The organism is Anatilimnocola aggregata (genome assembly GCF_007747655.1).
GTDB classification, from domain to species: domain Bacteria; phylum Planctomycetota; class Planctomycetia; order Pirellulales; family Pirellulaceae; genus Anatilimnocola; species Anatilimnocola aggregata.
Window position 1 is genome coordinate 3,432,872 of the sequence record NZ_CP036274.1, and the last position, 21,427, is coordinate 3,454,298.

Below are 21,427 nucleotides of genomic sequence, written 5' to 3' on the forward strand. Positions count from 1 at the left end.
GTGATATTTGTCAGACTGCCCTTCTTTGGTTAACCGAGCCGCTTGCGGCCGTTGAACTGGTGATTCGCTTGTTTTGCAGTTCACCCGCGCAAGCGCGTGGGTTAACCAGGTGACATTTAGCGCTAGTTGGACTACTAGTCACTCAAAAACACCCACTACCCGCTTGCACTGTTGCTTTACTCAGCCTCGCGCGACGGACTAAGATAGTGAAGCTGTAATCCTGGGATTGCAGCTCCCACCTTTCGCTCACCTGCCCCGCCTGAAAGCAATGCCTGATGAATCGCCCGCTTTGGATTTGCTGTGCTCTGCTCCTAGCTGGAACTTGCTCGTGGCTGGTGGCGGAAGAAGCTCCGCGGCTGCAAATTTTTCCGCCGCTTCTTACGCTCGATGGTGCCGGCGACCGCGCGAGCATCGTGGCCGTCGTCACGCAGGCCAATGGCCGCACAGTCGATGTTTCGGCACAGGTGAAACTTAGCGCTTCGCAGCCTGAATTAGTAAAGATCGAAGGTCGCGAGATCATCTCCATTGCCGATGGTACTGCCGAGTTGATGATCGAGCATTCGGGCCAGCAGACGAAGATTCCGCTGACGGTGAAGAATGCGGCCGCGACCACTGCTCCATCGTTTCGGCACGATGTACTACCCGTGCTCACTCGCTTTGGTTGCAACCAGGGAGCCTGCCACGGCAAGCTGGCCGGGCAGAACGGCTTTCGCTTGTCGCTACGTGGCTATGCGCCCGAGTGGGATCACGGCTGGCTGACGCGCGAGTTTTACGGCCGCCGTATCAGTTCCACGACACCGGCCGATAGCCTGCTGATTCGCAAGCCCAACGGCCGCGAGCCCCATGGAGGTGGACGCCTGTTCGAGCCCGGCAGCCGCGCCGAGCAAACGCTCTTGGATTGGATTACCACTGGCACTCCCAACGCAATTGCCGATGAACCTGCCGTAACTAAGTTGGAAGTCTTTCCTGGCGATCGCAACACCGCCGCCGGCGATACCCAGCAACTGGCCGTTTATGCTCACTACGAAAACGGCCGCGTCCGCGATGTCACCTGGCTCGCGCAGTTTTTCACCAACGATGCGAGCGTGGTGGAAGTCTCTCCCACGGGGCTTGTGAAATGTTTGCGAGCAGGTGAAACCGTCGTTCGCGTTCATTTTCAAGGCGAAGTGGTCGTCACGCAGTTCACCATTCCCTTTGCCGATCCAGTCCCGGCCGATCAACTGGCTGAGCGCCGCAATGTGGTCGACCAGCATGTCTTCGAGAAACTGGCTGTGCTTCGCATTCCGCCATCGGCAGGTGCTGACGATGCGACTTTCCTCCGCCGCGTTTATCTCGACACCATCGGCACGTTGCCAACGGTTGCCGAAACCGAACAATTTCTCGCCAGCAGTTCTCCCAACAAGCGGTCGCAGTTGATCGACGAACTGTTGCAGCGGCCCGAATGGGTCGACTTCTGGACGCTGCAACTGTGCGATCAGTTGCAGAACCGCAAAGAGCGCGATCATGACGTGCGCGGCACGAAGGGAGTGCGGTCGTTTCATGCCTGGATGCGCGAGCAATTGCAGGCGAACCGTTCGTGGGACAAGATCGCTGCCGATGTGCTGACTTCGCAAGGGAGCGTCGGTGCACATCCGCAAGTCGGCTACTACATCGTGACCCTGGGGGAGCAACGGAGGGCGGAAGATTCCGACCTGGTGTCGTCCGTCGCTCAGGCATTTGTGGGAACACGCGTCGGCTGTGCGAAGTGCCACAATCATCCGCTGGAGCGTTACACGCAAGATGATTACTACCGCTTCGCCGCCTTCTTCGCCCGCACACAGTTGCAGCGGAAGAATCCGGCCGAAGGGATGACAAATCTCATCTTCCGCAACGAAGAGGAGGAGCGCGCTCGCCGCCAACTGGACGATGCTCAAAAGAAATTGGCCGAGGCCAAGTCGAATCTGGAAGGTAAAGAAGGGAGCGAGGCGGAGAAGCTGCAAAAGGAATTAAAAAATCGTCAGCAGCAGGTGGATATCTATGAGAAAGGGGTCGCCAGCGCACTGGCGAAGCCGCCGCAAGTTCGGCAGCCGCGCACGGGGCAAATGATGCCACCCCTGCCGCTCGATCGAAGCGAGGTCTCGCTCGCGGAGAACACCGACCCGCGCACTGCGCTCGTTCGCTGGATGCATCAGCCCACGAACGAGACGTTTACGGGCAACATGGTCAATCGGCTCTGGAAGCACTTCTTCAGCGTGGGATTGGTCGAGCCCGTCGATGATCTGCGGGCGAGCAATCCGCCGTCGAATCGCCCGCTCTGGCAAGCGCTGAATCGGGAATTCGTCGAACATCAATACGATCTCAAGCACTTGATGAAGCTGATGCTCAACTCGCGAACCTATCAACTGAGCAGTACAACGGTCGCTGCGAACGAACAGGATCAGCGTCACTATTCGCACTACTATGCTCGCCGCTTGCCGGCCGAAGTGCTGCTCGATGCCATTAGCCAGGTGACGGAAGTCCCCGATCAGTTCCCGGGGTATCCCGTTGGCTTGCGGGCGATTCAAGTTCCGGACCCCGGTGTCAGTTCTTCGTTCCTGGCAATGTTCGGCCGCTCAGATCGTGTCACCGCTTGTGCGTGCGAACGGAGCGGCGAAGTAACCTTGCCGCAGTTGCTTCACTTGCAGTGTGGCGATGGTCTGACGCAAAAACTCAATCAGCCCGAAAGCCGGCTCAAGCAATTACTAACCGCCAAGCTCGACAATGGTCCGCTCGCGCGCTCCATTTTCCTTTCAGCCCTGGCTCGCGAACCGCGCCCCGCGGAACTGCAGGCGATTGAAACGGCGCTCGGCGACGCTAAGACTGACGATGCTTCCCGAGAAGAAGCGGTTCGCGATTTGTTTTGGGCAGTTCTGAATACGAAAGAGTTTGCGTTCAATCATTGAAAGCAGCCGTCACTGCAAGAAGTAGCTCAGTCACTCCGTGACTGAGAAGGCAACCGAGTCATGGAATGACTCGACTACGAAAAAGAGAAGCCAAAATGCTCGACATCAACTTGAATCAAGCCCGCCAAAAGTTCTGCAACGGCTGGAGCCGACGAGATTTTTTGCGCATCGGCGCCATCGGCCCGCTCGGGTTTTCGCTGGGAAATCTGCTGCAGGCGGAAGCCAGCGGCGCTGCGGCCGCGACGAAGCGGGCCAAATCGATCATCCTGGTCTATTTGGGGGGCGGCCTGTCGCACCACGACACCTTTGACCCCAAGCCAAACGCATCAGCTGAGATTCGGGGCAAGTACAGCACCATTCAGACCAAGCTCCCCGGCATCTCGTACGGCGAACTGGTTCCCAAGCTCGCGCAGCAGAACGACCTGTACACGCTGATTCGCAGCGGGGCCCACAGTAGCGATCATCACGAGACAGCGACCAACTGGGTCATGAGCGGCCGCTTTGGTTCGGCTTTCGGCGACTATCCGGCCATCGGCGCTGTCGTCGCGCACGAGACGGGCTTTCGCACGCAAGTGCCGCCGTATGTTTCGGTGCCCAACAATCCGTCGTTCACTTGGGAACTGGGCCGCAGCGCGTTTCTCGGCGGGCGTTACGAATCGTTCAAAGCCGGCGATCCCAACTCCGGTGGCTACAAGGTCCGCGATCTCTCGCGGGCTCAGCCCCTAACCGATAAGTCTCTCAGTCGGCGGCAGAATCTGCTGCAGGCCGTCGATTCGCTCGGCCAGCAAGTGCGCGGCAACGATCAGGTGGCCACCTACGACGAATTCCAAAAGCGGGCTGCGGAAATGATCCTGTCGCCGCAAGCGCAGGCCGCGTTCGATATCGAAAAAGAAACGGCCGAACTGCGCGACAAGTATGGCCGCACCACGTTTGGTCAAAGCTGCTTGCTTGCTCGGCGGCTTGTCGAAGGGGGCGTGACGTTCGTCACCATCAACTACGGCGGCTGGGACCATCACGGCAAGATCTTCCCCGCGCTTGATAAGAAGCTCCCCGAATTCGATCAAGGTTTGTCCTCGTTGCTCGCTGATCTCAAGGAGCATGGCCTGCTCGACGAAACGCTGGTCGTGGCCATGGGCGAGTTCGGTCGCACACCCAAGATCAACAAGGAAGAAGGACGCGATCACTGGGCGCTGGCAGCTTCGCTGATCTTCGCTGGTGCGGGGGTGAAAGGTGGCCAGGTGATTGGTGCGACCGACGAAATCGGGGCGCACACCACCAAGCAACCCGTGAAGCCCGCCGATGTGGCGTACACGATGCTGTCGGCCCTGGGCATTCATCCGCGCAAGCACATTCACACTCCCGATGGTCGCCCGCTTGAGATCCTCGACGAAGGAAAACTGATCGAGGATTTGTATGGTTAGTGCGCCCTCCCCTGCCCTGCTCGCACTGGTGCTTTGTCTGTCCGCTAGCGCGGTGCATGCCCAAGACAAACCTCCCGAGAAGAAAGATCCGCCGAAGGTGCTGATGTCGTTGCCGCTGGCAATTTCGCCGGGCAAACTTGCGCAGATCACCTTGCGCGGCCAACGGCTCGATCAAGCGACCGAAGTCACGATGGCCGGAATCGATGCGGCACCAAAAGTGGAAGTAAAGAAGAAGGAAAAGGCCACCGTTCCTAACGGCCTGAAGGCGGAAGAGATCGGCGATTCGCAAGTTCAAATCGAATTCACGCTCCCCAACGATTTCGACAAGCCGGAAGTGCAACTGGTCGTCGCTTCGGCCGACGGGACTTCGCAGCCTTATTCCATGCTGGTGCTCCCCGCGGAAAAGTTAGTTGCCGAAACGGAGCCGAACGAAGCCTTTCGCAAACCGGGCTCGATTGCCTTGGGCCAGACGACAAGCGGCAGTGTGCATCAGCAACGGGATGTGGATGTCTTCAAGATCGAAGGTGTCGCTGGAGAAACGATTGTCGCCGAGATCTTTGCTGCCCGCCGAGGCTCGGCACTCGACCCGATTATGTCGCTCTACGATGCCACAGGCCAGTTGCTCGTGCAGAGCGACGACCAGCCCGAACATCGGGATGCAATCCTGAAGCACCAACTGCGAGCGGCCGGCTCATATTTTCTTGTCCTCCTCGATGCTCACGATCGCGGTTCAGCCGCTCATCCGTACTTGTTGCAGTTGCGGTCGGAATAGCAGGACCACCGATCCAACCTGTTCGCCTGCAGTGCAGGTCCGTTTTGCGCAGTATATTGCCCTTGGTCTCTGTTTTTCGAATTGCCCCTCCAACTTCCACCGGAGTTACTCTGATGAAGCGTTTTGCCTTGTTTGCCTTCGTCCTGTCGACCCTCGCCCCCGCGTTCGCCCAGAATGTGGCTCCACCGAAGAACCCGCTGGACACGAGAAAGGGGGACGCACCGGTCGTTTCTAAGCCGCGTGAAGCTGCCGAACAGACCCCCAATACGCTGAGCGACAAAGAGAAGCAGGAAGGCTGGAAGCTGCTGTTCGACGGCAAGACGACGACCGGCTGGCGCAACTATAAGAAGACGGAAGTCGGTCCCGGCTGGCAAGTGAAGAACGGCGAGTTGACGCGGGCCGATAAGGGTGCCGGCGACATCATCACCAACGACAAGTTCACCGCGTTCGAACTGGTGCTGGAATATAAGATTTCGAAGGGTGGCAACAGCGGACTGATGTTCCACGTAACCGAAGAAGGGAATACGCCTTGGATGACCGGTCCGGAAATTCAAGTTCAGGACAACGTCGACGGCCACGATCCGCAGAAGGCAGGCTGGCTCTATCAGCTCTACAAGCCCGAAGCTGACGCCACCAAGCCAGTCGGCCAGTGGAACGAACTGCGTGTGAAGATCACTCCAGAAAAGAGCACCGTCTGGATGAACGGCACCAAGTACTACGACTTTGTGAAGGGGAGCAAGGAGTGGGACGAAAAGGTTGCCGCCAGCAAGTTCGGCAAGATGCCACTCTTCGGCAAGCCGACCAGCGGGCACCTCAGCTTGCAGGATCACGGCAACGAAGTGGCCTTCCGCAACATCAAGATTCGCCCGATCGAGAGCAAGTAGTTTTGTCTACTTGGTTTCGTCTTCTTTGCCTAAGCCATGGAGCGGAATCGGCGCTCCATGGGGGTCGAGATCGCGACCGACCAGTTCTGCGGCGAGTTGCTTTTGCAGTTCCAGGTCAAGGAAGTGCTCCATTCGTTCGGCCGGCGCATGCAAGTGATCGCGCGGCAGATCGAAGTGCGTGGCGAGATAGCTTTCCCAGAGGCGGTGGGCACGGACGATGCTCTGAGCCTGCTGACGACCTTGAGTCGTTAGCTGGGGGCCGGCAGAAGTCCAGCCTTGTCGGCGGGCATGAATCACGGCGAGCAGCGCGACGAGCCAACCGGGGGAATGTGTTTCCGCGGTAGCCTTCACGCCCCGTTCTTCTTCGCGATAGAGTCGCGCGATGATGTCCTCGGCCGCGATTTGCACGGCGAGCAGCAGATTCCGCAACCAGCGACTCAACACTCCGTGGCGCGGCGAGAAGAGAACGGCGAGTCCTAGTTGCAGACCAGCGACCGCTGCCATCAGTCCCGCGACACTGGTATCGAAGGCATGGGCAGCCAGGTATCCGAAGACGGCCGAGAAGGCTGCCGAGATCGCGGCCACAACGAGGGTTGTGCTCAAGCGGTCGACCAGCATCCGCGCTGTGGCGGCCGGCGCAATCAGCATGGGAACGACAAGGATCGAACCGACCGACTCGAACGAAGCGACGGTGACCATGGCCACTACGCCCATCAGCGCGAGATGGATTCCTCTCGCAGGCAGTCCCATCGCCCGCGCGAGGGCTGGATCGAAGGCGACCAGTTGGAGTTCCTTCCAGCCCACGATAATCAGGGCGAGGACAATGCCGAGGACCGGCAGCAGTTTGAGCACGGCGGGGGGCCAGCCGATGCCGAGCCAAGGCACGGGCGGATAGAGACCGGTGTTTTGAATCGCGCCAAACAAGACACAGTCGACGTCCAGGTGGCCATGCGGTGCCCAGATCTGCAGGATGATGACCCCCAGCGCGAACAGCGAAGTGTAAACGACGCCGAGGCTTGAATCTTCGCTGACCTGACCGAAACCTTGCAGGCTTTGCGCGGTGAACGCGGTAATGACACCGAAGATCATCGCCCCTGCAAGTACCGGCCAGCCATCGACGCTGCCCGCAAAGAGAACGGCGAGGGCGATACCGGGAAGCACTGCATGGCTAATCGCATCGCCGAGCAGACTCATGCGACGCAAAACCAGGTAGGTGCCGACGAGTGCGCAGCAGACATTGGCAACAATCCCGACGGCAATCGTGCGCAGCGCTATGTTACGACTGTTCGGGGGAATCAACTCGACGAAGAGCCAAACCGCGAGGCCAACTAGCGCGGCGACGAATAGCGAGATCATCAGACCGCGACGGATGGACAACAGAGAGCGACGATTTTCGGCCGCAGGTGCGATCATGGGCGCGCCTCCGGCAACTCTGGCCAGGCTCCGCGCGAACGCAGGCTGTGTTCCATTTTGTGAATAAGTTCAGGTTGCACTTGCTCGGCAAGTGGGGCGGTCAAGTCGGTAATCGCGGAAGCCTGCTCCGGATGTTCTTGCAAGAGCTCGCGCCACAGCAAATGAGTGCGCGTGACTTCGATCGCTTCGGCAGCTCCGGCGGTGGTGAGTTCAAAGCCGCGCGAACTGCTGCTGATCTCGCCGTGCGAAATGGCTCTGGTGACGGCATCGCTTAAGCGCTGGCGCTGCCAGACTTGAGCTTGGAGCAGATCGTCCATTCGTACCGGCAGCGACCTGGCCTGGCTCCGTTGAGACAACTCCCAGACACCCTCCAGCAAACGCCGCCTGCTGATTTCGGTTTCGAACCTGCGCCATTGCCAATAGCGGGCAATGACGCCCCGCCGATAGCCGCACAATAACGAGATAATAAAGATTGCGGCTCCACACAGCACGATGGTCGGTCCCGTCGGCAGCGAGCGATTGAACGCACTGAAGAGTGTGCCGAGCAAACCCATCGTCAGCCCGAACAGAGTTGAGAGTCCGAGCATGTTGCCGAAGCGATCGGTCCAAAAACGCGCCGAAGCGCCGGGGATAATGACCATCGCCGCGGTGAGTACCACGCCCACCGCCGGCAGGCCAATGACGACCGTCACGGCAAGGAGCGACATCAGCGCCAGATCGAGCCAGCGGACAGGCCAGCCCAAGGTCTGACCGAATTCGGCGTCGAACGAAATGAGTTTGAACTGCTTGTATAGAAGCAACACGATGACGAGGCAAATGGCTGCAGTCACCGATATGCCCACGACGTCGTTAAACGTCATGCTCGCAGCTTTGCCGAACAGGAACGAATCGAGCCCTGCTCGGCTCCCACCGCCGGGCAACTGCTGGATGCGCGTACTCAGGGCAATGCCAACGCCAAAGAACACGCCGAGGACGCTGCCGATGGCAGCATCTTCGCGAATACGCGTGCGGCTGGTGAGGAGGTTAATGGTGAGAATGCCCAGCACGCCGCTGACAAGCGCGCCAAGGAGCAGAATGGGTAGCGATCTTTGGCCGATCAACAAATAGGCGATACAGACCCCGGGCAGGGCTGCATGCGCAAGTGCATCGCCAGTGAGAGACCTCTTGCGGAGGACTGCGAAGGAACCGATCAAACCCGCCAGCGAACCGAGCAAGCCAATGCCCGCGAGGACCACAGCCGTGTTGTAGTAGAGCGTCATGGCCCGACCTTCACCTGCAGCGCGTCGGCAGCCGCATCGAGCAAGGCGAGACGGCCGCCGTAGGTCTTGCGCAGATTCTCGGCAGTGAAGGTATCTTCCACAGGGCCGCTGGCGACGAGGCGAACGTTCATCAACGCGACAAAGTCAAAGTACAAGGGCACCGTGCGGAGGTCGTGATGGACGACAATGATCGTCTTCCCTTCCTTTCTCAAACGCGTCAGCAGGTCGAAGATCACGCGCTCGGTGAGGGCATCGACGCCGGCCAGCGGTTCGTCCATGAAGTAGATTTCGGCTTGCTGCGCGAGCGCTCGGGCGAGAAAGACCCGCTGCTGTTGGCCACCTGAGAGTTGGCCGATTTGACGCGCTTCGTAGTCGGCCATGCCGACTTGAGCCAGGCAATCGCGCGCCAGTTTCCGCTCGCTGCTACCCGGGCGGCGAAACCAACCAAGGCGGCCATAAGTCCCCATCAGGACCACATCGAGCACAGTGACGGGGAAGTCCCAGTCGACACTTTCGCGCTGGGGAACATAGCCGACGCGATTACGCACCTGCCGCACAGGGCGATCGAAAATGGTGACCGAACCACTGGCCAGCGGTGTCAAGCCAAGGACCGATTTGATGAGAGTGCTCTTGCCGGCACCATTGGGGCCCACGACGGCGGCGAGGCAAGGCTGAGTGATGGTCAGGTCGATGTCCCACAGCACCGGCTTGCGGTGATAGGCGACGGTCACATCGTGGATATCGAGGATCGAGGACATGCGGGGCGGTTATTTCAAAGCGTGGACGATGGTCGTCACATTGTGGCGGATCATGCCGTCGTAGGTGCCTGCGGGCGTGCCGGGTTCGCCCATGGCGTCGGAATACAGTTGGCCGCCGATCGTCACAGTATGATTTTGAGCCCGGCAGCCTTCGAGCAGCGACTTGACGTTTTCTTCGGAGACGCTGGTCTCGACGAAGATCGCTTTGATCTTGCGCTGGACCAGAAAATCGACCAGTTCGTTGATCCCTTTCACACCAGCTTCGCTTTCGGTACTCACACCTTGAATGCCGCGGACTTCGATGCCGTAGGCCTTGCCGAAATAGCGGAAGGCATCGTGCGCGGTAACCATCACGCGCTGATCGGCGGGAATCTGCGCCAATTGTTCGCGGCAGAACTGATCGAGCTCATCCAACTGGGTGAAATACTGCTGAGCGCGCGCTTGATAATTTGCTGCTTCAGCCGGATCGAACTTCACCAGCGCCGCCAGGACTTGCTCGCCAGCCTGTTTCCACAAGGCGACATCGAACCAAACATGCGGGTCGTGGGTGCCACCATCGTGCAGCAGTTTGGCTTCGTCGATTTTTTCGGCCACAGCAATCACTGGTTTGGTCGTAGCCAACTGAGTGAAGAGGTCGGTCATTTTCCCTTCAAGGTGCAGGCCGGAGTAGAAGACCACATCGGCGGAACTGAGGGCCGCGATATCGCCCGGCGAGGACTTGTACAAATGAGGATCGACTCCAGCCCCCATCAGTTGTTTGATCTCGGCTCGCGGCCCGGCAATGTTCCTCACCAAATCGGCGACCATGCCCGTGGTACACGTCACCTGCAATGGGCCCGCGCCACGGTAGGCTGGTTGAGCGGCGGGAATCGCTGTCCCCGCGCCTTCCGGTTTGCAACCAATGGCCGAAAGCAGGGCAACGAGAACTAGGCCAACGAAGATCGACGAGCGATTCAAGGGAGTTACCTTTGGCAGGAAAGCAGGCAACGAGATTTGCGAGCCGAATTTCTTACAGCTGTTATTCTATCGACAAAAAGACAGGTTTCGATTACTCGAAACCTGTCTTTAGTCTCTTTGGAGTGGCGACTTGCGTCAAGGGGAGAAGGGGCAACTTGTAATGCTGTCAGGCAGTTTCCTGCGTCATCGCCGCCCAGCGCTGCAGAAGTTTGGCCGCAGTGCCGCGGTCGATGGCTTCCTGTGCTCTGTCTGCTGCTTCCGGCACGGTCAGTCCAGGGGTCGCAATCCAAATGGCAGCGGCGGCGTTCATGACGACGATATCGCGCGGCGGACCAGCTTCGCCCGCGTAAATGCGACGGATTAAGGCGGCACTCGCGGCCGGGCCGTCAATTCGCATCGCTTCAAAATCAGCCTGCTTCAGGCCGAAGTCCGCAGCCGACCAGGTGGCTGTACGCTGCGCGTTCCCCTTGATTTCAATGACTTCGGTTTCGCCGGCCAGAGAAAGTTCGCCGCAACCTTCGCTCCCCACAATCACCGCGCGCTCGGTTTGCAGTTGTTGCAAAGCGCCCGCCATGCGCGATCGCAATTCGCTCCGCCCCACACCCATTACCTGATACTTGGCCCCGGCTGGATTGCACAGCGGTCCGAGCAAATTGAAAATCGTCTGTGTTCCCAGCCTTTTGCGGGCTGCGGCGACATGCTTCATGGCGGGATGAAATTGCGGGGCAAAGCAAAAACAAATGCCCAGTTCGTCCAACGTGCGGGCCATGACGGCGACCGGCGCTTGCAGGTTAATACCCAGTGCGGCCAGCACATCGGACGAGCCGCTCTTGCTGGTCACACTACGATTTCCATGCTTAGCAACAGCCACTCCAGCTGCAGCCGTGACGATTGCGGCCGCCGTGCTAACGTTAAAAATGTCCGAACCCGTGCCGCCCGTGCCGCAGGTATCGACGACGACGCCTCGCTCGGTGGGGAGCCGGGTCATGTGGCTGCGCATCGCTTCGGCAGCACCGGCAATTTCCTCGGCGGTCTCGCCTTTGTCGTGCAATGCAACCAGAAAACCAGCCAGATCGTCTTCGGTTTCCGCACCTTGCATGATGCGGTCAAAAACGGTGCGAATTTCCGCGCGCGAAAGGGGCTCGCCGATTTGCAGCCGGTGGGTCCAATCTCGAAGATCCGATGATGGCAGCGACATGGAGTATTTTGCAAATATTGAGAGATTTACGACCGATTGGGCACCGAACTCGCACCGCCAGGGACTACGTCGCCTTGTGATTCCGCGCCAGCGGCGCTACAATCCCACGCGCACCTGATATTTTCTCTGTAACCCAATTCCAGCACTCAGTTTCCAGTTCACAGCCATGCCTCGCAAGGTGATTATCGACTGCGATCCCGGTATCGACGATGCTGTGGCCCTATGCATGGCTCTGTTCGATCCTCGGCTGGAAGTGCTGGCGGTCACGGCGGTGGCCGGCAATGTGACTGCCGATCAGTCTACGCGGAATGTCCAGGCGTTGATCGAGCAACTCGATCCGCCCCGCTATCCGCGGCTAGGTGCGGCCACCCCCACCGAATCGTTGGCGATGGTCGATAACCGCTCGCTCTATGGCGAAGATGGGCTCGGGAATGTCGGCCTGGTCAGTTCAAAACTGGCTCGGCAACATCCGTCCGAAAAACTGATTTGCGACGAAGTTCGCGCCGCGCCCGGCGAAGTCACGCTCATCTGCCTGGGCCCGCTGACCAACATTGCAGCTGCCATCACCCGCGAACCGCAGCTCATTTCGATGCTCGGCCGGCTGGTGATTATGGGCGGTGCGGTGAATGGAATCGGCAATGCTACTTCGGCAGCCGAGTTCAACATTTATTACGATCCCCACAGTGCTCGACAGGTATTCCGCTCCCCGACCACGAAGTCGCTGATCCCGCTCGATGTCACCGGCCAAGTAACGTTTTCGCTCGATCTGCTCGACCAATTGCCGCCGGAAACTTCGCGGGCAGGTAGCTTGCTCCGTCGCACCTTGCCCCACCTATTTCGCACGTATCGTCGCGATTTGGGGCTGGAAGGGATTCTACTCCCCGATGCCGTCGCCATGGCCGCTGCCTTGCACCCTGAACTGTTCACCACGCGCGACTTGACCGGCGATGTCGAAACCGCTGGCGAACTCACACTCGGTGCCACGGTGTTCGATCGCCGCTCTACGGCTCACCAGCGGGGCGATATGGAAGTCGCGCTGGAAGTCGACGCCGCGGGGGTTGCCGATTGCATCGTCCGCGCACTGGTCGACGCGGGCAAGCAGACATAGCCTGGCCAAGCAGACATAGCCTGGCCAAGCCTGGGCGAGATCAACTTAGTAGTTGAACTGAAATTGAAACCGCAGAATCTCGCCCACAAATTGGCGATACGATTCAGTGTCGTCAGCGCTGATGGCGGTCGTATTCGTCCGATTGGTAAAGGTATACATCCCGACTAGCTCCATCGACTTGTCGATCTGCCATTCCAAGCCGATCTCTGTTTCGTCGATGTGGACGTACGGGGCGTTTCGTTCTGGCTTATAGCCACCCTTGAAGCGGTTGTAACGCGCGAACGGAATAAAAGTTCCGTGACACGGACTATCGTATTTATACATCATCATTGCATAGCCACCCGTGAGGGGACGTACGATGACTTCATCCTGGGCGTCGTTCAGCGCTGGGCCCTCACCAACGTTCCACTCCGCTTGAAAGCCAAACGGTTGGGGATACCAAATAAACGAGGCAGCGAGGCGCTTGTCGAGTAGCCCCTGGCGATTGTCGCTGATCGTGCCATCGGGGGTGGCATCAGGTCCAATTCCGAGCGGACTGATCGCCGAACCGAGAACGGTATACAAGCCGGTGTAGCCTTGGATGCCGACTTCCATCATCTGGCAATTGTCAAACTGATAGGGAACTGTCAAACGCGCGACAACGTGCAAATTGTCGTTCTGTTCAACGAAAGAGCCACCTTGGCCGTTGTAGACGCCAAAACCAAAGACACCATAGTTGCCAGAGCCCTTTAAGCCCTCATCGAGGACTTCCTTAAAGAAGTCTTGAGCCGGTTCGGGAGTCCAATAATAGAACACGCCCAAGTCACGTTCGTTGCGGACTGCAGAGTTGAGCGAGTCGGAACGATCGAGCGGCAAGCGATTGGAGCTTGACTGCATGTTTTCCCAGCCGTAAGGAACCTTCGACTGGCCGACGCGAAACCGGTGGACTTTCGTGGTGTCGAGATAGCAGTCGGCGTACCAGTCCCGAATTTGCGTAAAGTGGTTGGCATCGGGGCTGCCGGGTACGGAGGAAGCAAAGTCAGGCTGCAGGTAAACGTAGGTGTGTTCGCCCACATCTCCCGAGATGATCACGCGTGCTCGGCGAATGAGAAAGTTCTGATTGTCGCCGACCGACCGATCACCCGCATGCTGCGCAGGTGCTGAACCGGGTTCAAGATGGGTCACGTGATTCATGCGGATCTGCGCGTAACCGCGAATGCTCAGTTTGTCGTACCACTTCTTCTCTTTCGGTTTACTCTCTTTTTTCTCTTCCGGCTTGAGGTCCATTCCCACATTGGTGGCGGCGTCGAACGCGCTGGTCATCACGGGCATACTGTCTGCAGACGGCTCACTCCCACCTGCTGAGAATTGCTGCGATTGCATGGCACTAAGCGCTGCTTCCGCCCGCTCCAAACGCGCCATGATCTGTTCCATCGATGGTTGGTCGGTAATCACTTCGGGAGTGAGGTGCGCGACTTGAGCCACCGGGTAAGCATTGCCAGCAACGGGCTGTGGCGGCAAGGGTGCGAATGGTCCGGGTATGAACTGCGCCGGTTCGCCGTGCGGTGCCAAGAATGGTTGTTGGGCTGTTGCGAGCTGGCAACTAACCGACATCGCTAGCGCGATGTTGATAGCAGGGAGTGCCTTCAAAAAGCTTTGCAGGTTGAACATAGGTAAGGCTGCACGGTATCGGCGATGCTAACGACGTTGAGTTATCGGAATCATCGACATAGCCGATACAACCCCTACAGTTGGAACCGTGGCTTCATCAAATCTTAACAATTCCGTCGAGTAATCGGGAGCATCTGCTAGCAAAGTTCGCCTTCTTGCTTTGTTGGCGGTGCGTTAAAACCTACTGCCGGTTTACCCGCTCTCCCGCTTCCGATCGGCTGCTGCCATGGACCTCTCGATTGTTGTCCCGATTCACAACGAACTCGAAAACATCGCGCTGCTTCATCAGCAAGTAACTGCAGCGCTCGATCCCACCGGCCTCGACTACGAATTGATCTTGGTTGACGATGGCTCGCGCGATGGGAGTGCGCTGCGGTTGCAAGATCTGGCTCATGAGGACCAGCGCGTACGCGTCGTCGAACTGCGGAAGAATTTTGGCCAAAGCGCCGCGATGCTGGCCGGCATTCGGGAATGTCGCGGCACCTATGTCGTGACGATGGATGGCGACCTGCAAAACGACCCGACCGATATCCCCCGGATGCTTGCCAAGTTGGGCGAAGGCTACGACCTGGTGCATGGCTGGCGGCGCGAACGGAAGGACCGTTGGCTCGACCGCAAGTTGCCTTCGCAACTGGCGAACAAACTAATCACGCGAGTGACTCGCTTTCGGGTGCACGACCTGGGCTGCACACTCAAGGCGATGCGCCGCGAAGTTGCCCAGGAGCTTGATCTTTATGGCGAGATGCATCGCTTCATTCCCATCCTGGCCGATATGCGCGGCGCGAAGTGCGTCGAAGTGGAAGTGAAGCATCATCCGCGTCTGTTCGGCAAAACCAAGTATGGCATCGATCGCACGGTGCGTGTCTTTCTCGACTTGATTACCGTCACCTATCTCAAGCGGTACGCCGCCAGCCCGATGAAACTGTTCGGCCGCTGGGGGTTAATGGCGCTGGCGGTCACGATGCTGTTGTTTATGGCAGCTGCTGTCCAAGGGATCTGGCACCAAACCGCGAATGTCCCACTCATTGTCGGTGGCCTGCTGATGGGAGGTCTCGCAGGGCAGTTCTTCAGTCTGGGGCTGCTCGCCGAAGTCGCGTGTCGCATCTACTTTGCTGGCCGCGATGAGTCGGTTTATGCCGTCCGGCATCGCTGGGGCTTCGGCGAGAAAAATGCAGTGAGCAGGGAGCAGGCGAAGCATTGGCGCAAGGCAGGCTGAGGCAAAACGTTACCAGCCCCCCTGCCCTGTTCGCGATCGTTGCTTGTCGCATCCGCGGGGATGCAAGGCTGTTGAACTTCGCCATATCTGCCGATTATGACGCCCAGCGCTGATTCCAGGCCGCCATTTTCCGGCGGGTAACAATCGACTCCGCACTTGCGCCGGGTTACAAGGGAGGGATGAATACTCCTGCTTTCTCACAGCCCCTGCGCGGCATTGTTCCTCCTCTCGTCACTCCCTTGGCCGCGCGCGATGAACTAGATCGTGCGGCACTGGCGCGCATCATAGAACGGATGATCGAGGGTGGTGTGGCCGGCATCTTCGTGCTGGGTACCACGGGCGAAGCGCCGGCGCTGGATTATCGGTTGCGATACGAACTGGTCGAAGCCGCTGCAGAGATCATTGCTGGGCGCGTGCCAATGCTCGTCGGCGTGACCGATCCTTCGCTTACCGAATCGCTCGACCTGGCACAGCATGCTGCAGCGAATCGTGCCGCTGCCATCGTTGCTGCGCCGCCCTATTACTTTCCCCTGCAGCAGCGCGACCTGGTTCGCTATTTCAGTCAGTTGGCCGAGCAATCGCCCCTGCCGCTCTTTTTGTACAACATGCCCGCCTGCGTGAAGATCGACATCAGCGTGGAGACAACCGAAGCTTGCACGCGTCTCGCCAACGTCTGCGGCGTGAAAGATAGCGGGGGGAATCTCGAACATTATCGCCGCTTGCTGGAGTTGCGCTCGTTGCGTCCCGATTGGACGTTTCTGATCGGCCCAGAACATCTGCTCGCCGAGAGTGTGCTGCTGGGAGGAGATGGCGGTGTGAATGGTGGTGCGAATCTTCACCCTCGACTCTTCGTCGATTGGTTTGCTGCTGCGGTGGCTAACGATTCCAACCGCATTCATCAGCTTGGCGATCAAGTTCGACTGCTTGGGCAAATCTATCGCCAGGCCGATGAATTCATGGCCGTCGTACGTGGGTTGAAGTGCGCGTTGTCCGTCGCCGGCTTGTGCGACAATCGTCTGGCGGAACCGATCCAGCCCTGCGACGCGGTAGCGCGGGAGAAAATCGTCGCGATTGTCGAGCAACTGGGGCTGTTGGCAGCAGCGTCGCGGACGTGATAATCAGGCGCAGCCAATTCAGACTCGCTGAATTGCTCTCCTCTTCACGGAATCGCAGCCATGCGCGTGGTGCTCGCCTGCTTCGCTTGTTTAGCTTTCTCTCTCGTCAGCGCTGTCGCCCCCGCGGCTGAACTGGAGCGATTGAAGCACAACAACCCAGGTCTGGTGGTCGATCTCGGTGTCGGTTTGTGGGCGTGGCCAGTACCTGCCGATGCCGACGGCGATGGCGACAACGACTTGATCGTGGTCTGCCCTGATGTTCCCTACAACGGCACCTATCTCTTCGAGAACACTGCAGGCAAAGTGAAGCTGCCGGTCTTCAAGCCCGCGAAGAAGCTAAGCAACGGCGCGTTTCAAGTTTCTCCTTCGTACGTAGTCGATTCCGCGGGCAAGACAACCGTCCGAGTGTTGACACCGGGGAACGAATACCCCGACTTTCTGCGCACCGGTTTGACCTCGCCGCAAAAGTTGCCCCTGACGGTGAATGTGCACGGCAGCAAGATTCGCTTCAATCAGTGGCGCTATGTCGACTACAACGGCGACGGCAATCTTGATCTGACGATTGGCATTGAAGACTGGGCCGACTACGGTTGGGATCGAGCGTTTAACGAACAGGGAGAATGGACCCGCGGTCCATTGCATGGACAGATCTATTTGCGGCTAAATCGGGGCACCAACGACGCGCCCGAATATGCTGAGCCCGTAAAAATTCAAGCTGCCGGCAAGGTGCTCGATACGTTTGGTTGTCCCTCGCAGAGCTTCGCCGATTTCGATGGAGATGGCGATCTCGATTTGATCTGCGGCGAGTTTCTCGACGGGTTCACCTACTTTCAGAATGTCGGTTCGCGCACGGAGCCCGAGTATGCTGCTGGCGAGCGAATCACTCACCAAGGCCAGCCCTTGCGAATGGATTTGCAAATGCTAATCGTCGTTCCTTTCGATTGGGACGACGACGGTGATGCCGATTTGATTGTGGGGCAGGAAGATGGTCGCGTCGCCTTGGTCGAGAATGTTGGCCAGCAGAAAAACAAGATGCCCGAGTTTGCGCTGCCTCAGTTCTTTCAACAAGCAGCAGACGAAGTGAAGTTTGGCGTGTTGTGCACGCCGGTGGGCTTCGATTGGGATGGCGACGGCAATGAGGATATCGTCAGCGGCAACTCGGCGGGCTACATCGGCTGGGTTGAGAACCTGGGTACGGCAGAGAAAGCGAGTACGCCGAAATTCGCCGCTCCTCAAATGCTCGCAGCGGATGGTGAAACCATTCGCATTCAAGCGGGCTCCAATGGCAGCATTCAAGGGCCCGCGGAAGCCAAGTGGGGTTACACCACAATCAGCGTGGCGGACTGGGATCAGGATGGCCTGCCCGATATCGTCGCGAACAGCATTCTGGGACGGATTGTCTGGTGGAAGAATGTGGGCAGTCGCCAAGTGCCCAAGCTCGGCAAGATGAAATCGGTGCAGGTCGAATGGCCAGGTGCGCCGCCGAAACCCGCCTGGACCTGGTGGACGCCGCGTGAGAAAGAACTTGCTACGCAGTGGCGCACGACGCCACTCGTGCACGATTTCAATGGCGATGGCCTGGTCGATCTCGCCATGCTCGACCCGGACGGCTACTTGGTGCTCTTTCCTCGGGCACGTGTGCCAGCGACGTCTGAGTTCCCTTTCGGACAGTTGGTCTTGCTGCCGCCGCAGCGAATCTTTTATGGAATTGGCGGCAGTGAGTTTGACGGCGGTGGTAAGAAGCTGAATCAGACGGATGGCCTGTTGCGGCTGAACGTTGGCGAAGCGGGCAAGAGTGGCCGGCGCAAATTAACCGTGGCCGATTGGGACGGCGATGGGCTGACTGATCTCATCACCAACGGACGAAACGCTACATTCTTCAAATGCCTGGCAAACAGCAAAGAGCGAATTGAATTGCAAGACACGCGCGCTCTCGACCAACGTCAGTTAGCCGGGCACGATACCAGTCCCACAACCGTCGATTGGAATGGAGATGGCAAGCGTGATCTGCTAGTGGGAGCTGAGGACGGGTTTCTCTACTTCAAGCTGAACGAGTAGTTGAATCCGCTCGTTATTCATTGCTGGCTTGAGGCTGCGAAAGTTCGCTATGCTGCCTGACGAGCTCCATAAACCGTTTCTTGAGGTTGAGGAGTTCGGGTGGAATCGACTCTTGACTGGCGAAGCGTGCTTCAAGTTGCGCGAGTCGATCTGCGAGCACCGCCTCGTTGCTAATGGGTGACTGCTCCTGCACCAGCCGTGGATAAACCTGTCGCACCAGAATTTGCAGCACGTAACCTACCATCGGGCCAAAGATGAGTCCCCAGAAGCCCCAGAGGGCAGCCATCACAATTGCAGCCAGGGCAATCCACAGCGAGTTGTAACGATCGCGCTGAAACAGTCGCGGCTCGACAGCAAACTCCATCAGCAGCAATACGAGCACGATGGCGACAAACGCTGCTCCACTTTGGGGCGAAACCCAGGCGGCATCCCAGTCCATCATCTTCGGCGAACTAAGCACGAGCACCGCAGCCGACGCGAACAGTGTTCCTAACCAAGGAATCAAGGTAAGCACGCCAGCCATTACGGCCACGAAGGCCGCATAGCGCACGTCGAGCACGAAAAATATTAGCCACAGCAGCAGGACTGCGAGCAGGAATTGAATAATTTCGCTACGCATGTACGCCCCCACCTCGCGCTCCATCGCTTGCCACATTCGCTGCGCACCCACACGCCGGCGCACGGGAATCAGCGATAGCCAGAGCCGTTCGAAGCGTGCGCGGTCGAGTGTCCAATAAAAGCTCAGCGCCAGGCAGATGCCAGAGAACGCACTCAGTTGAAACAAGTTCGAAGCGGTACCGACGAGCGAGGGCAACAGTCCCCCCAGCAATGGCAACGTCGGATCGGCCGTTTCACCCGCCGAAGGCTGAGTTGCGAGGACTAACCAGTGGTTGGGCGAATGTTGAGCAAACGAGGCAACGGCCAATGAGATGTCGGCTTGCAGGTGATTCAAATCAGCCAGAAGTTGCGGCGCGATGAGGGCAGCGAGAATTCCCAGCACTAGCGCGCAAGCTCCCGCCACCAACCCTGCGGAGGCAGCCGATCCGAAACCTTTCTGCTTCAGATATTCCACTTGAGGATGCAGCGCCGCAGCCAGCGCAAGCGAGGCGAGGAAAATGACGATTGCCGTCCCTGCTCCCCACAGAATCAGCAAGGCAATGAGTGTGAACACCACAGCGAACGAGTGCTTTGTGAATTGAAAGAGTGTCATTGGGTCACCGCTGCGATCGGTTTGGGGGGAGCGGGTTCCACTTCATCTTCCTGCACCATTTCATCGAGCGCTACCGCGAGTGTTTCGAGTTCCGCGAAGCTTTCGGTGGTCCAATTGTCGACGGGAATATCTTTCTGCCGCTGCTGGCGCTTCACGTCGTGAATCAGGTCGAGCAGTTGATAGTGCAATACGCCGGCTGCATCGCGACTGGTCGTGAACTCTTCTTGCTTGAATTCGCGGAGCAGCACCAGGCGTTCGAACAGCGTTTGCGAAATAGCTGCAAGCGGGATGGCGAAGATCGCTCCCGTCAGGCCGAAGATCGCACCGAAGGCGACAATCGCCAGCAGGGTGACGATGGCACCAATGCCCACCGAACGATCCATGATTTTCGGCACAAGCAGATAATTCTCGAGCGTTTGAATCAACATTGCCGCGCCGATAACGAGCGCCGTTTCTTGCACGCCGAGCGAAAGGGCCACCAGAATCGCGGGTATCGCTCCCAATGTGGGACCAATGATGGGAACCGCTTCGAGCACACAGGCGATGAGCGCTAGCAGCAAGGCATAGGGGAGCCCAATCACCAGGTAGGCAATCAGGCTCAGCACACCAACCGCCGCGCAGAGGATCATTTGCCCGCGAATATAGCCGCCGAGCTTGAAGAGCATTTCGTCGACCAGGCTTTGGAAGAACGTGCGGCGATAGTCGGGCGCCAGTTGCAGTAACGAGCGAATCGTCTGCTCTTCATTCACCGACCAGTAAAAGGCCAGCACTCCGACCGCCAGCACTCCCAGAATGCCGGTGCCCACCTGCATGATAATTTCCAGCGGCGAGGTTTCACTCCCGCTCATGCCGGCGCCAAAACGCATCACCTTATCGAGATCGGGCATTTCTGCCGGAATGCGTTTGCCCAACGTGAGCAGCACTCTTTGTTGGGAGGCCAACAGATAGTCACGCCCATTGTCATACCAGCCCGGCAATTTTTCTAACAAGCTTTGTCCTTGGCCAATGATTTCGGGCACCAAGGCCACAATTGCCGCAATGAACAAGAGCGAGAAAATTCCATAGACGACAATAGCTGCATGGACCCTGCCCACATGACAGCGTGATGCGACCAGTTCGATGATGGGCCGGAGCGCGGTTGCGAGGACCACGCCGCCGAACAACATCAATCCCACGTGTCTCAGCCAGATCAGTCCGAGGCCGAGAACGATGGTCGCCGCAACAATCAGCGTCGCAGCGACCGTCCAACGTAGCGGCCAATTGATGCGGGGCAACGCGACTGTAGCAGTTGGCGCCGCAAGATCTGCTCGTCCGTCGCGTGCGTTCGTCGAGAGGCCATTGGCCGGCACCGGTGGTGGTGACTCAGGGAGTCGATAATGCGGAGCGGGCATCGTAGGGACTTTTGGCTGCGGGCAGGAATGCAAATGAGACCGTCATTCGCTGCGCGACGTGAGAAGCAGTTCTCGTGCCAAAGAAATTGTTCGGGC

16 protein-coding genes are annotated in these 21,427 nt (G+C 58.5%); 8 read left to right on the plus strand and 8 right to left on the minus strand.

Annotation, left to right across the window (positions count from 1 at the left end; translation table 11 throughout):
* Positions 1–275: 275 nt before the first annotated feature.
* The 4 genes from ETAA8_RS13040 to ETAA8_RS13055 all read left to right on the plus strand — a co-directional run bounded on the left by ETAA8_RS13040 (position 276) and on the right by ETAA8_RS13055 (position 5,998).
* Positions 276–2,921 carry a DUF1549 domain-containing protein gene (locus ETAA8_RS13040; protein WP_145088607.1) on the plus strand — a complete coding sequence of 882 codons (2,646 nt, stop codon included), beginning with the start codon at positions 276–278 and terminating at the stop codon, positions 2,919–2,921.
* 65 nt (positions 2,922–2,986) lie between these two features.
* A complete protein-coding gene (locus ETAA8_RS13045; protein WP_238397749.1) occupies positions 2,987–4,342 on the plus strand; it encodes a DUF1501 domain-containing protein in 1,356 nt (451 codons plus the stop codon).
* Complete coding sequence (locus ETAA8_RS13050; RefSeq protein WP_145088609.1) at positions 4,335–5,114, plus strand: hypothetical protein; 780 nt, start codon at positions 4,335–4,337, stop codon at positions 5,112–5,114. Before ETAA8_RS13045 ends, ETAA8_RS13050 begins: the two co-directional genes overlap by 8 nt.
* A 113-nt stretch (positions 5,115–5,227) precedes the next feature.
* Entirely contained in the window at positions 5,228–5,998 is a 771-nt protein-coding gene (locus ETAA8_RS13055) for a 3-keto-disaccharide hydrolase (RefSeq protein ID WP_145088611.1), read from the plus strand.
* A gap of 6 nt (positions 5,999–6,004) precedes the next feature.
* On the opposite strand, the gene ETAA8_RS13060 is transcribed toward ETAA8_RS13055, so the two are convergent.
* The 5 genes from ETAA8_RS13060 to trpD form a co-directional block, all read right to left on the minus strand.
* Positions 6,005–7,411, minus strand: coding sequence for a metal ABC transporter permease (locus tag ETAA8_RS13060; protein ID WP_145088613.1), 1,407 nt, complete (start codon positions 7,409–7,411; stop codon positions 6,005–6,007).
* Entirely contained in the window at positions 7,408–8,670 is a 1,263-nt protein-coding gene (locus ETAA8_RS13065; protein WP_145088615.1) for a metal ABC transporter permease, read from the minus strand. Before ETAA8_RS13065 ends, ETAA8_RS13060 begins: the two co-directional genes overlap by 4 nt.
* Positions 8,667–9,428, minus strand: coding sequence for a metal ABC transporter ATP-binding protein (locus ETAA8_RS13070; protein ID WP_145088617.1), 762 nt, complete (start codon positions 9,426–9,428; stop codon positions 8,667–8,669). The genes ETAA8_RS13065 and ETAA8_RS13070 overlap by 4 nt, the downstream gene beginning before the upstream one ends.
* A gap of 9 nt (positions 9,429–9,437) precedes the next feature.
* The gene (locus tag ETAA8_RS13075) at positions 9,438–10,385 is read right to left on the minus strand and encodes a metal ABC transporter solute-binding protein, Zn/Mn family (RefSeq protein ID WP_145088619.1); all 948 of its coding nucleotides are present in this window, start codon (positions 10,383–10,385) and stop codon (positions 9,438–9,440) included.
* Between the two features lie 166 nt (positions 10,386–10,551).
* Positions 10,552–11,583, minus strand: a complete 1,032-nt coding sequence (gene trpD / locus ETAA8_RS13080) for an anthranilate phosphoribosyltransferase (protein WP_145088621.1) — start codon at positions 11,581–11,583, stop codon at positions 10,552–10,554.
* Between the two features lie 166 nt (positions 11,584–11,749).
* On the opposite strand from trpD, the gene ETAA8_RS13085 reads away from it, so the two are divergent.
* Complete coding sequence (locus tag ETAA8_RS13085) at positions 11,750–12,691, plus strand: nucleoside hydrolase (protein WP_145088623.1); 942 nt, start codon at positions 11,750–11,752, stop codon at positions 12,689–12,691.
* 45 nt (positions 12,692–12,736) lie between these two features.
* Here the strand turns inward: ETAA8_RS13085 and ETAA8_RS13090 are convergent, their stop codons facing one another.
* On the minus strand, positions 12,737–14,341 hold the full coding sequence (locus tag ETAA8_RS13090; RefSeq protein ID WP_202921805.1) for a porin: 1,605 nt from the start codon (positions 14,339–14,341) through the stop codon (positions 12,737–12,739).
* A gap of 226 nt (positions 14,342–14,567) precedes the next feature.
* Here ETAA8_RS13090 and ETAA8_RS13095 point away from each other — a divergent pair, with 226 nt between their 5' ends.
* From ETAA8_RS13095 to ETAA8_RS13105, 3 genes are all read left to right on the plus strand, one after another.
* On the plus strand, positions 14,568–15,557 hold the full coding sequence (locus ETAA8_RS13095) for a glycosyltransferase family 2 protein (RefSeq protein WP_145088625.1): 990 nt from the start codon (positions 14,568–14,570) through the stop codon (positions 15,555–15,557).
* Positions 15,558–15,736: 179 nt separating this feature from the next.
* Positions 15,737–16,672 (plus strand): dihydrodipicolinate synthase family protein, encoded by a 936-nt coding sequence (locus tag ETAA8_RS13100; RefSeq protein ID WP_145088627.1) that lies wholly within the window; start codon positions 15,737–15,739, stop codon positions 16,670–16,672.
* 60 nt (positions 16,673–16,732) lie between these two features.
* Positions 16,733–18,730: an FG-GAP repeat domain-containing protein gene (locus tag ETAA8_RS13105; RefSeq protein WP_145088630.1), complete on the plus strand. Its 1,998-nt coding sequence runs from the start codon at positions 16,733–16,735 to the stop codon at positions 18,728–18,730.
* 13 nt (positions 18,731–18,743) lie between these two features.
* On the opposite strand, the gene ETAA8_RS13110 is transcribed toward ETAA8_RS13105, so the two are convergent.
* Positions 18,744–19,940, minus strand: a complete 1,197-nt coding sequence (locus ETAA8_RS13110) for an AI-2E family transporter (RefSeq protein ID WP_145088632.1) — start codon at positions 19,938–19,940, stop codon at positions 18,744–18,746.
* Positions 19,937–21,331 (minus strand): AI-2E family transporter, encoded by a 1,395-nt coding sequence (locus ETAA8_RS13115; protein ID WP_145088634.1) that lies wholly within the window; start codon positions 21,329–21,331, stop codon positions 19,937–19,939. Before ETAA8_RS13115 ends, ETAA8_RS13110 begins: the two co-directional genes overlap by 4 nt.
* Positions 21,332–21,427: the final 96 nt, after the last annotated feature.

What these genes read in the sequence shown, in the direction of transcription:
- ETAA8_RS13040 (WP_145088607.1), top strand. Translation starts at nt 276, where the DNA reads ATGAATCGCCCGCTTTGGATTTGCTGTGCTCTGCTCCTAGCTGGAACT.
- ETAA8_RS13045 (WP_238397749.1), top strand. Translation starts at nt 2,987, where the DNA reads ATGACTCGACTACGAAAAAGAGAAGCCAAAATGCTCGACATCAACTTG.
- ETAA8_RS13050 (WP_145088609.1), top strand. Translation starts at nt 4,335, where the DNA reads ATGGTTAGTGCGCCCTCCCCTGCCCTGCTCGCACTGGTGCTTTGTCTG.
- ETAA8_RS13055 (WP_145088611.1), top strand. Translation starts at nt 5,228, where the DNA reads ATGAAGCGTTTTGCCTTGTTTGCCTTCGTCCTGTCGACCCTCGCCCCC.
- ETAA8_RS13060 (WP_145088613.1), bottom strand. Translation starts at nt 7,411, where the DNA reads ATGATCGCACCTGCGGCCGAAAATCGTCGCTCTCTGTTGTCCATCCGT.
- ETAA8_RS13065 (WP_145088615.1), bottom strand. Translation starts at nt 8,670, where the DNA reads ATGACGCTCTACTACAACACGGCTGTGGTCCTCGCGGGCATTGGCTTG.
- ETAA8_RS13070 (WP_145088617.1), bottom strand. Translation starts at nt 9,428, where the DNA reads ATGTCCTCGATCCTCGATATCCACGATGTGACCGTCGCCTATCACCGC.
- trpD (WP_145088621.1), bottom strand. Translation starts at nt 11,583, where the DNA reads ATGTCGCTGCCATCATCGGATCTTCGAGATTGGACCCACCGGCTGCAA.
- ETAA8_RS13085 (WP_145088623.1), top strand. Translation starts at nt 11,750, where the DNA reads ATGCCTCGCAAGGTGATTATCGACTGCGATCCCGGTATCGACGATGCT.
- ETAA8_RS13090 (WP_202921805.1), bottom strand. Translation starts at nt 14,341, where the DNA reads ATGTTCAACCTGCAAAGCTTTTTGAAGGCACTCCCTGCTATCAACATC.
- ETAA8_RS13095 (WP_145088625.1), top strand. Translation starts at nt 14,568, where the DNA reads ATGGACCTCTCGATTGTTGTCCCGATTCACAACGAACTCGAAAACATC.
- ETAA8_RS13100 (WP_145088627.1), top strand. Translation starts at nt 15,737, where the DNA reads ATGAATACTCCTGCTTTCTCACAGCCCCTGCGCGGCATTGTTCCTCCT.
- ETAA8_RS13105 (WP_145088630.1), top strand. Translation starts at nt 16,733, where the DNA reads ATGCGCGTGGTGCTCGCCTGCTTCGCTTGTTTAGCTTTCTCTCTCGTC.
- ETAA8_RS13110 (WP_145088632.1), bottom strand. Translation starts at nt 19,940, where the DNA reads ATGACACTCTTTCAATTCACAAAGCACTCGTTCGCTGTGGTGTTCACA.
- ETAA8_RS13115 (WP_145088634.1), bottom strand. Translation starts at nt 21,331, where the DNA reads ATGCCCGCTCCGCATTATCGACTCCCTGAGTCACCACCACCGGTGCCG.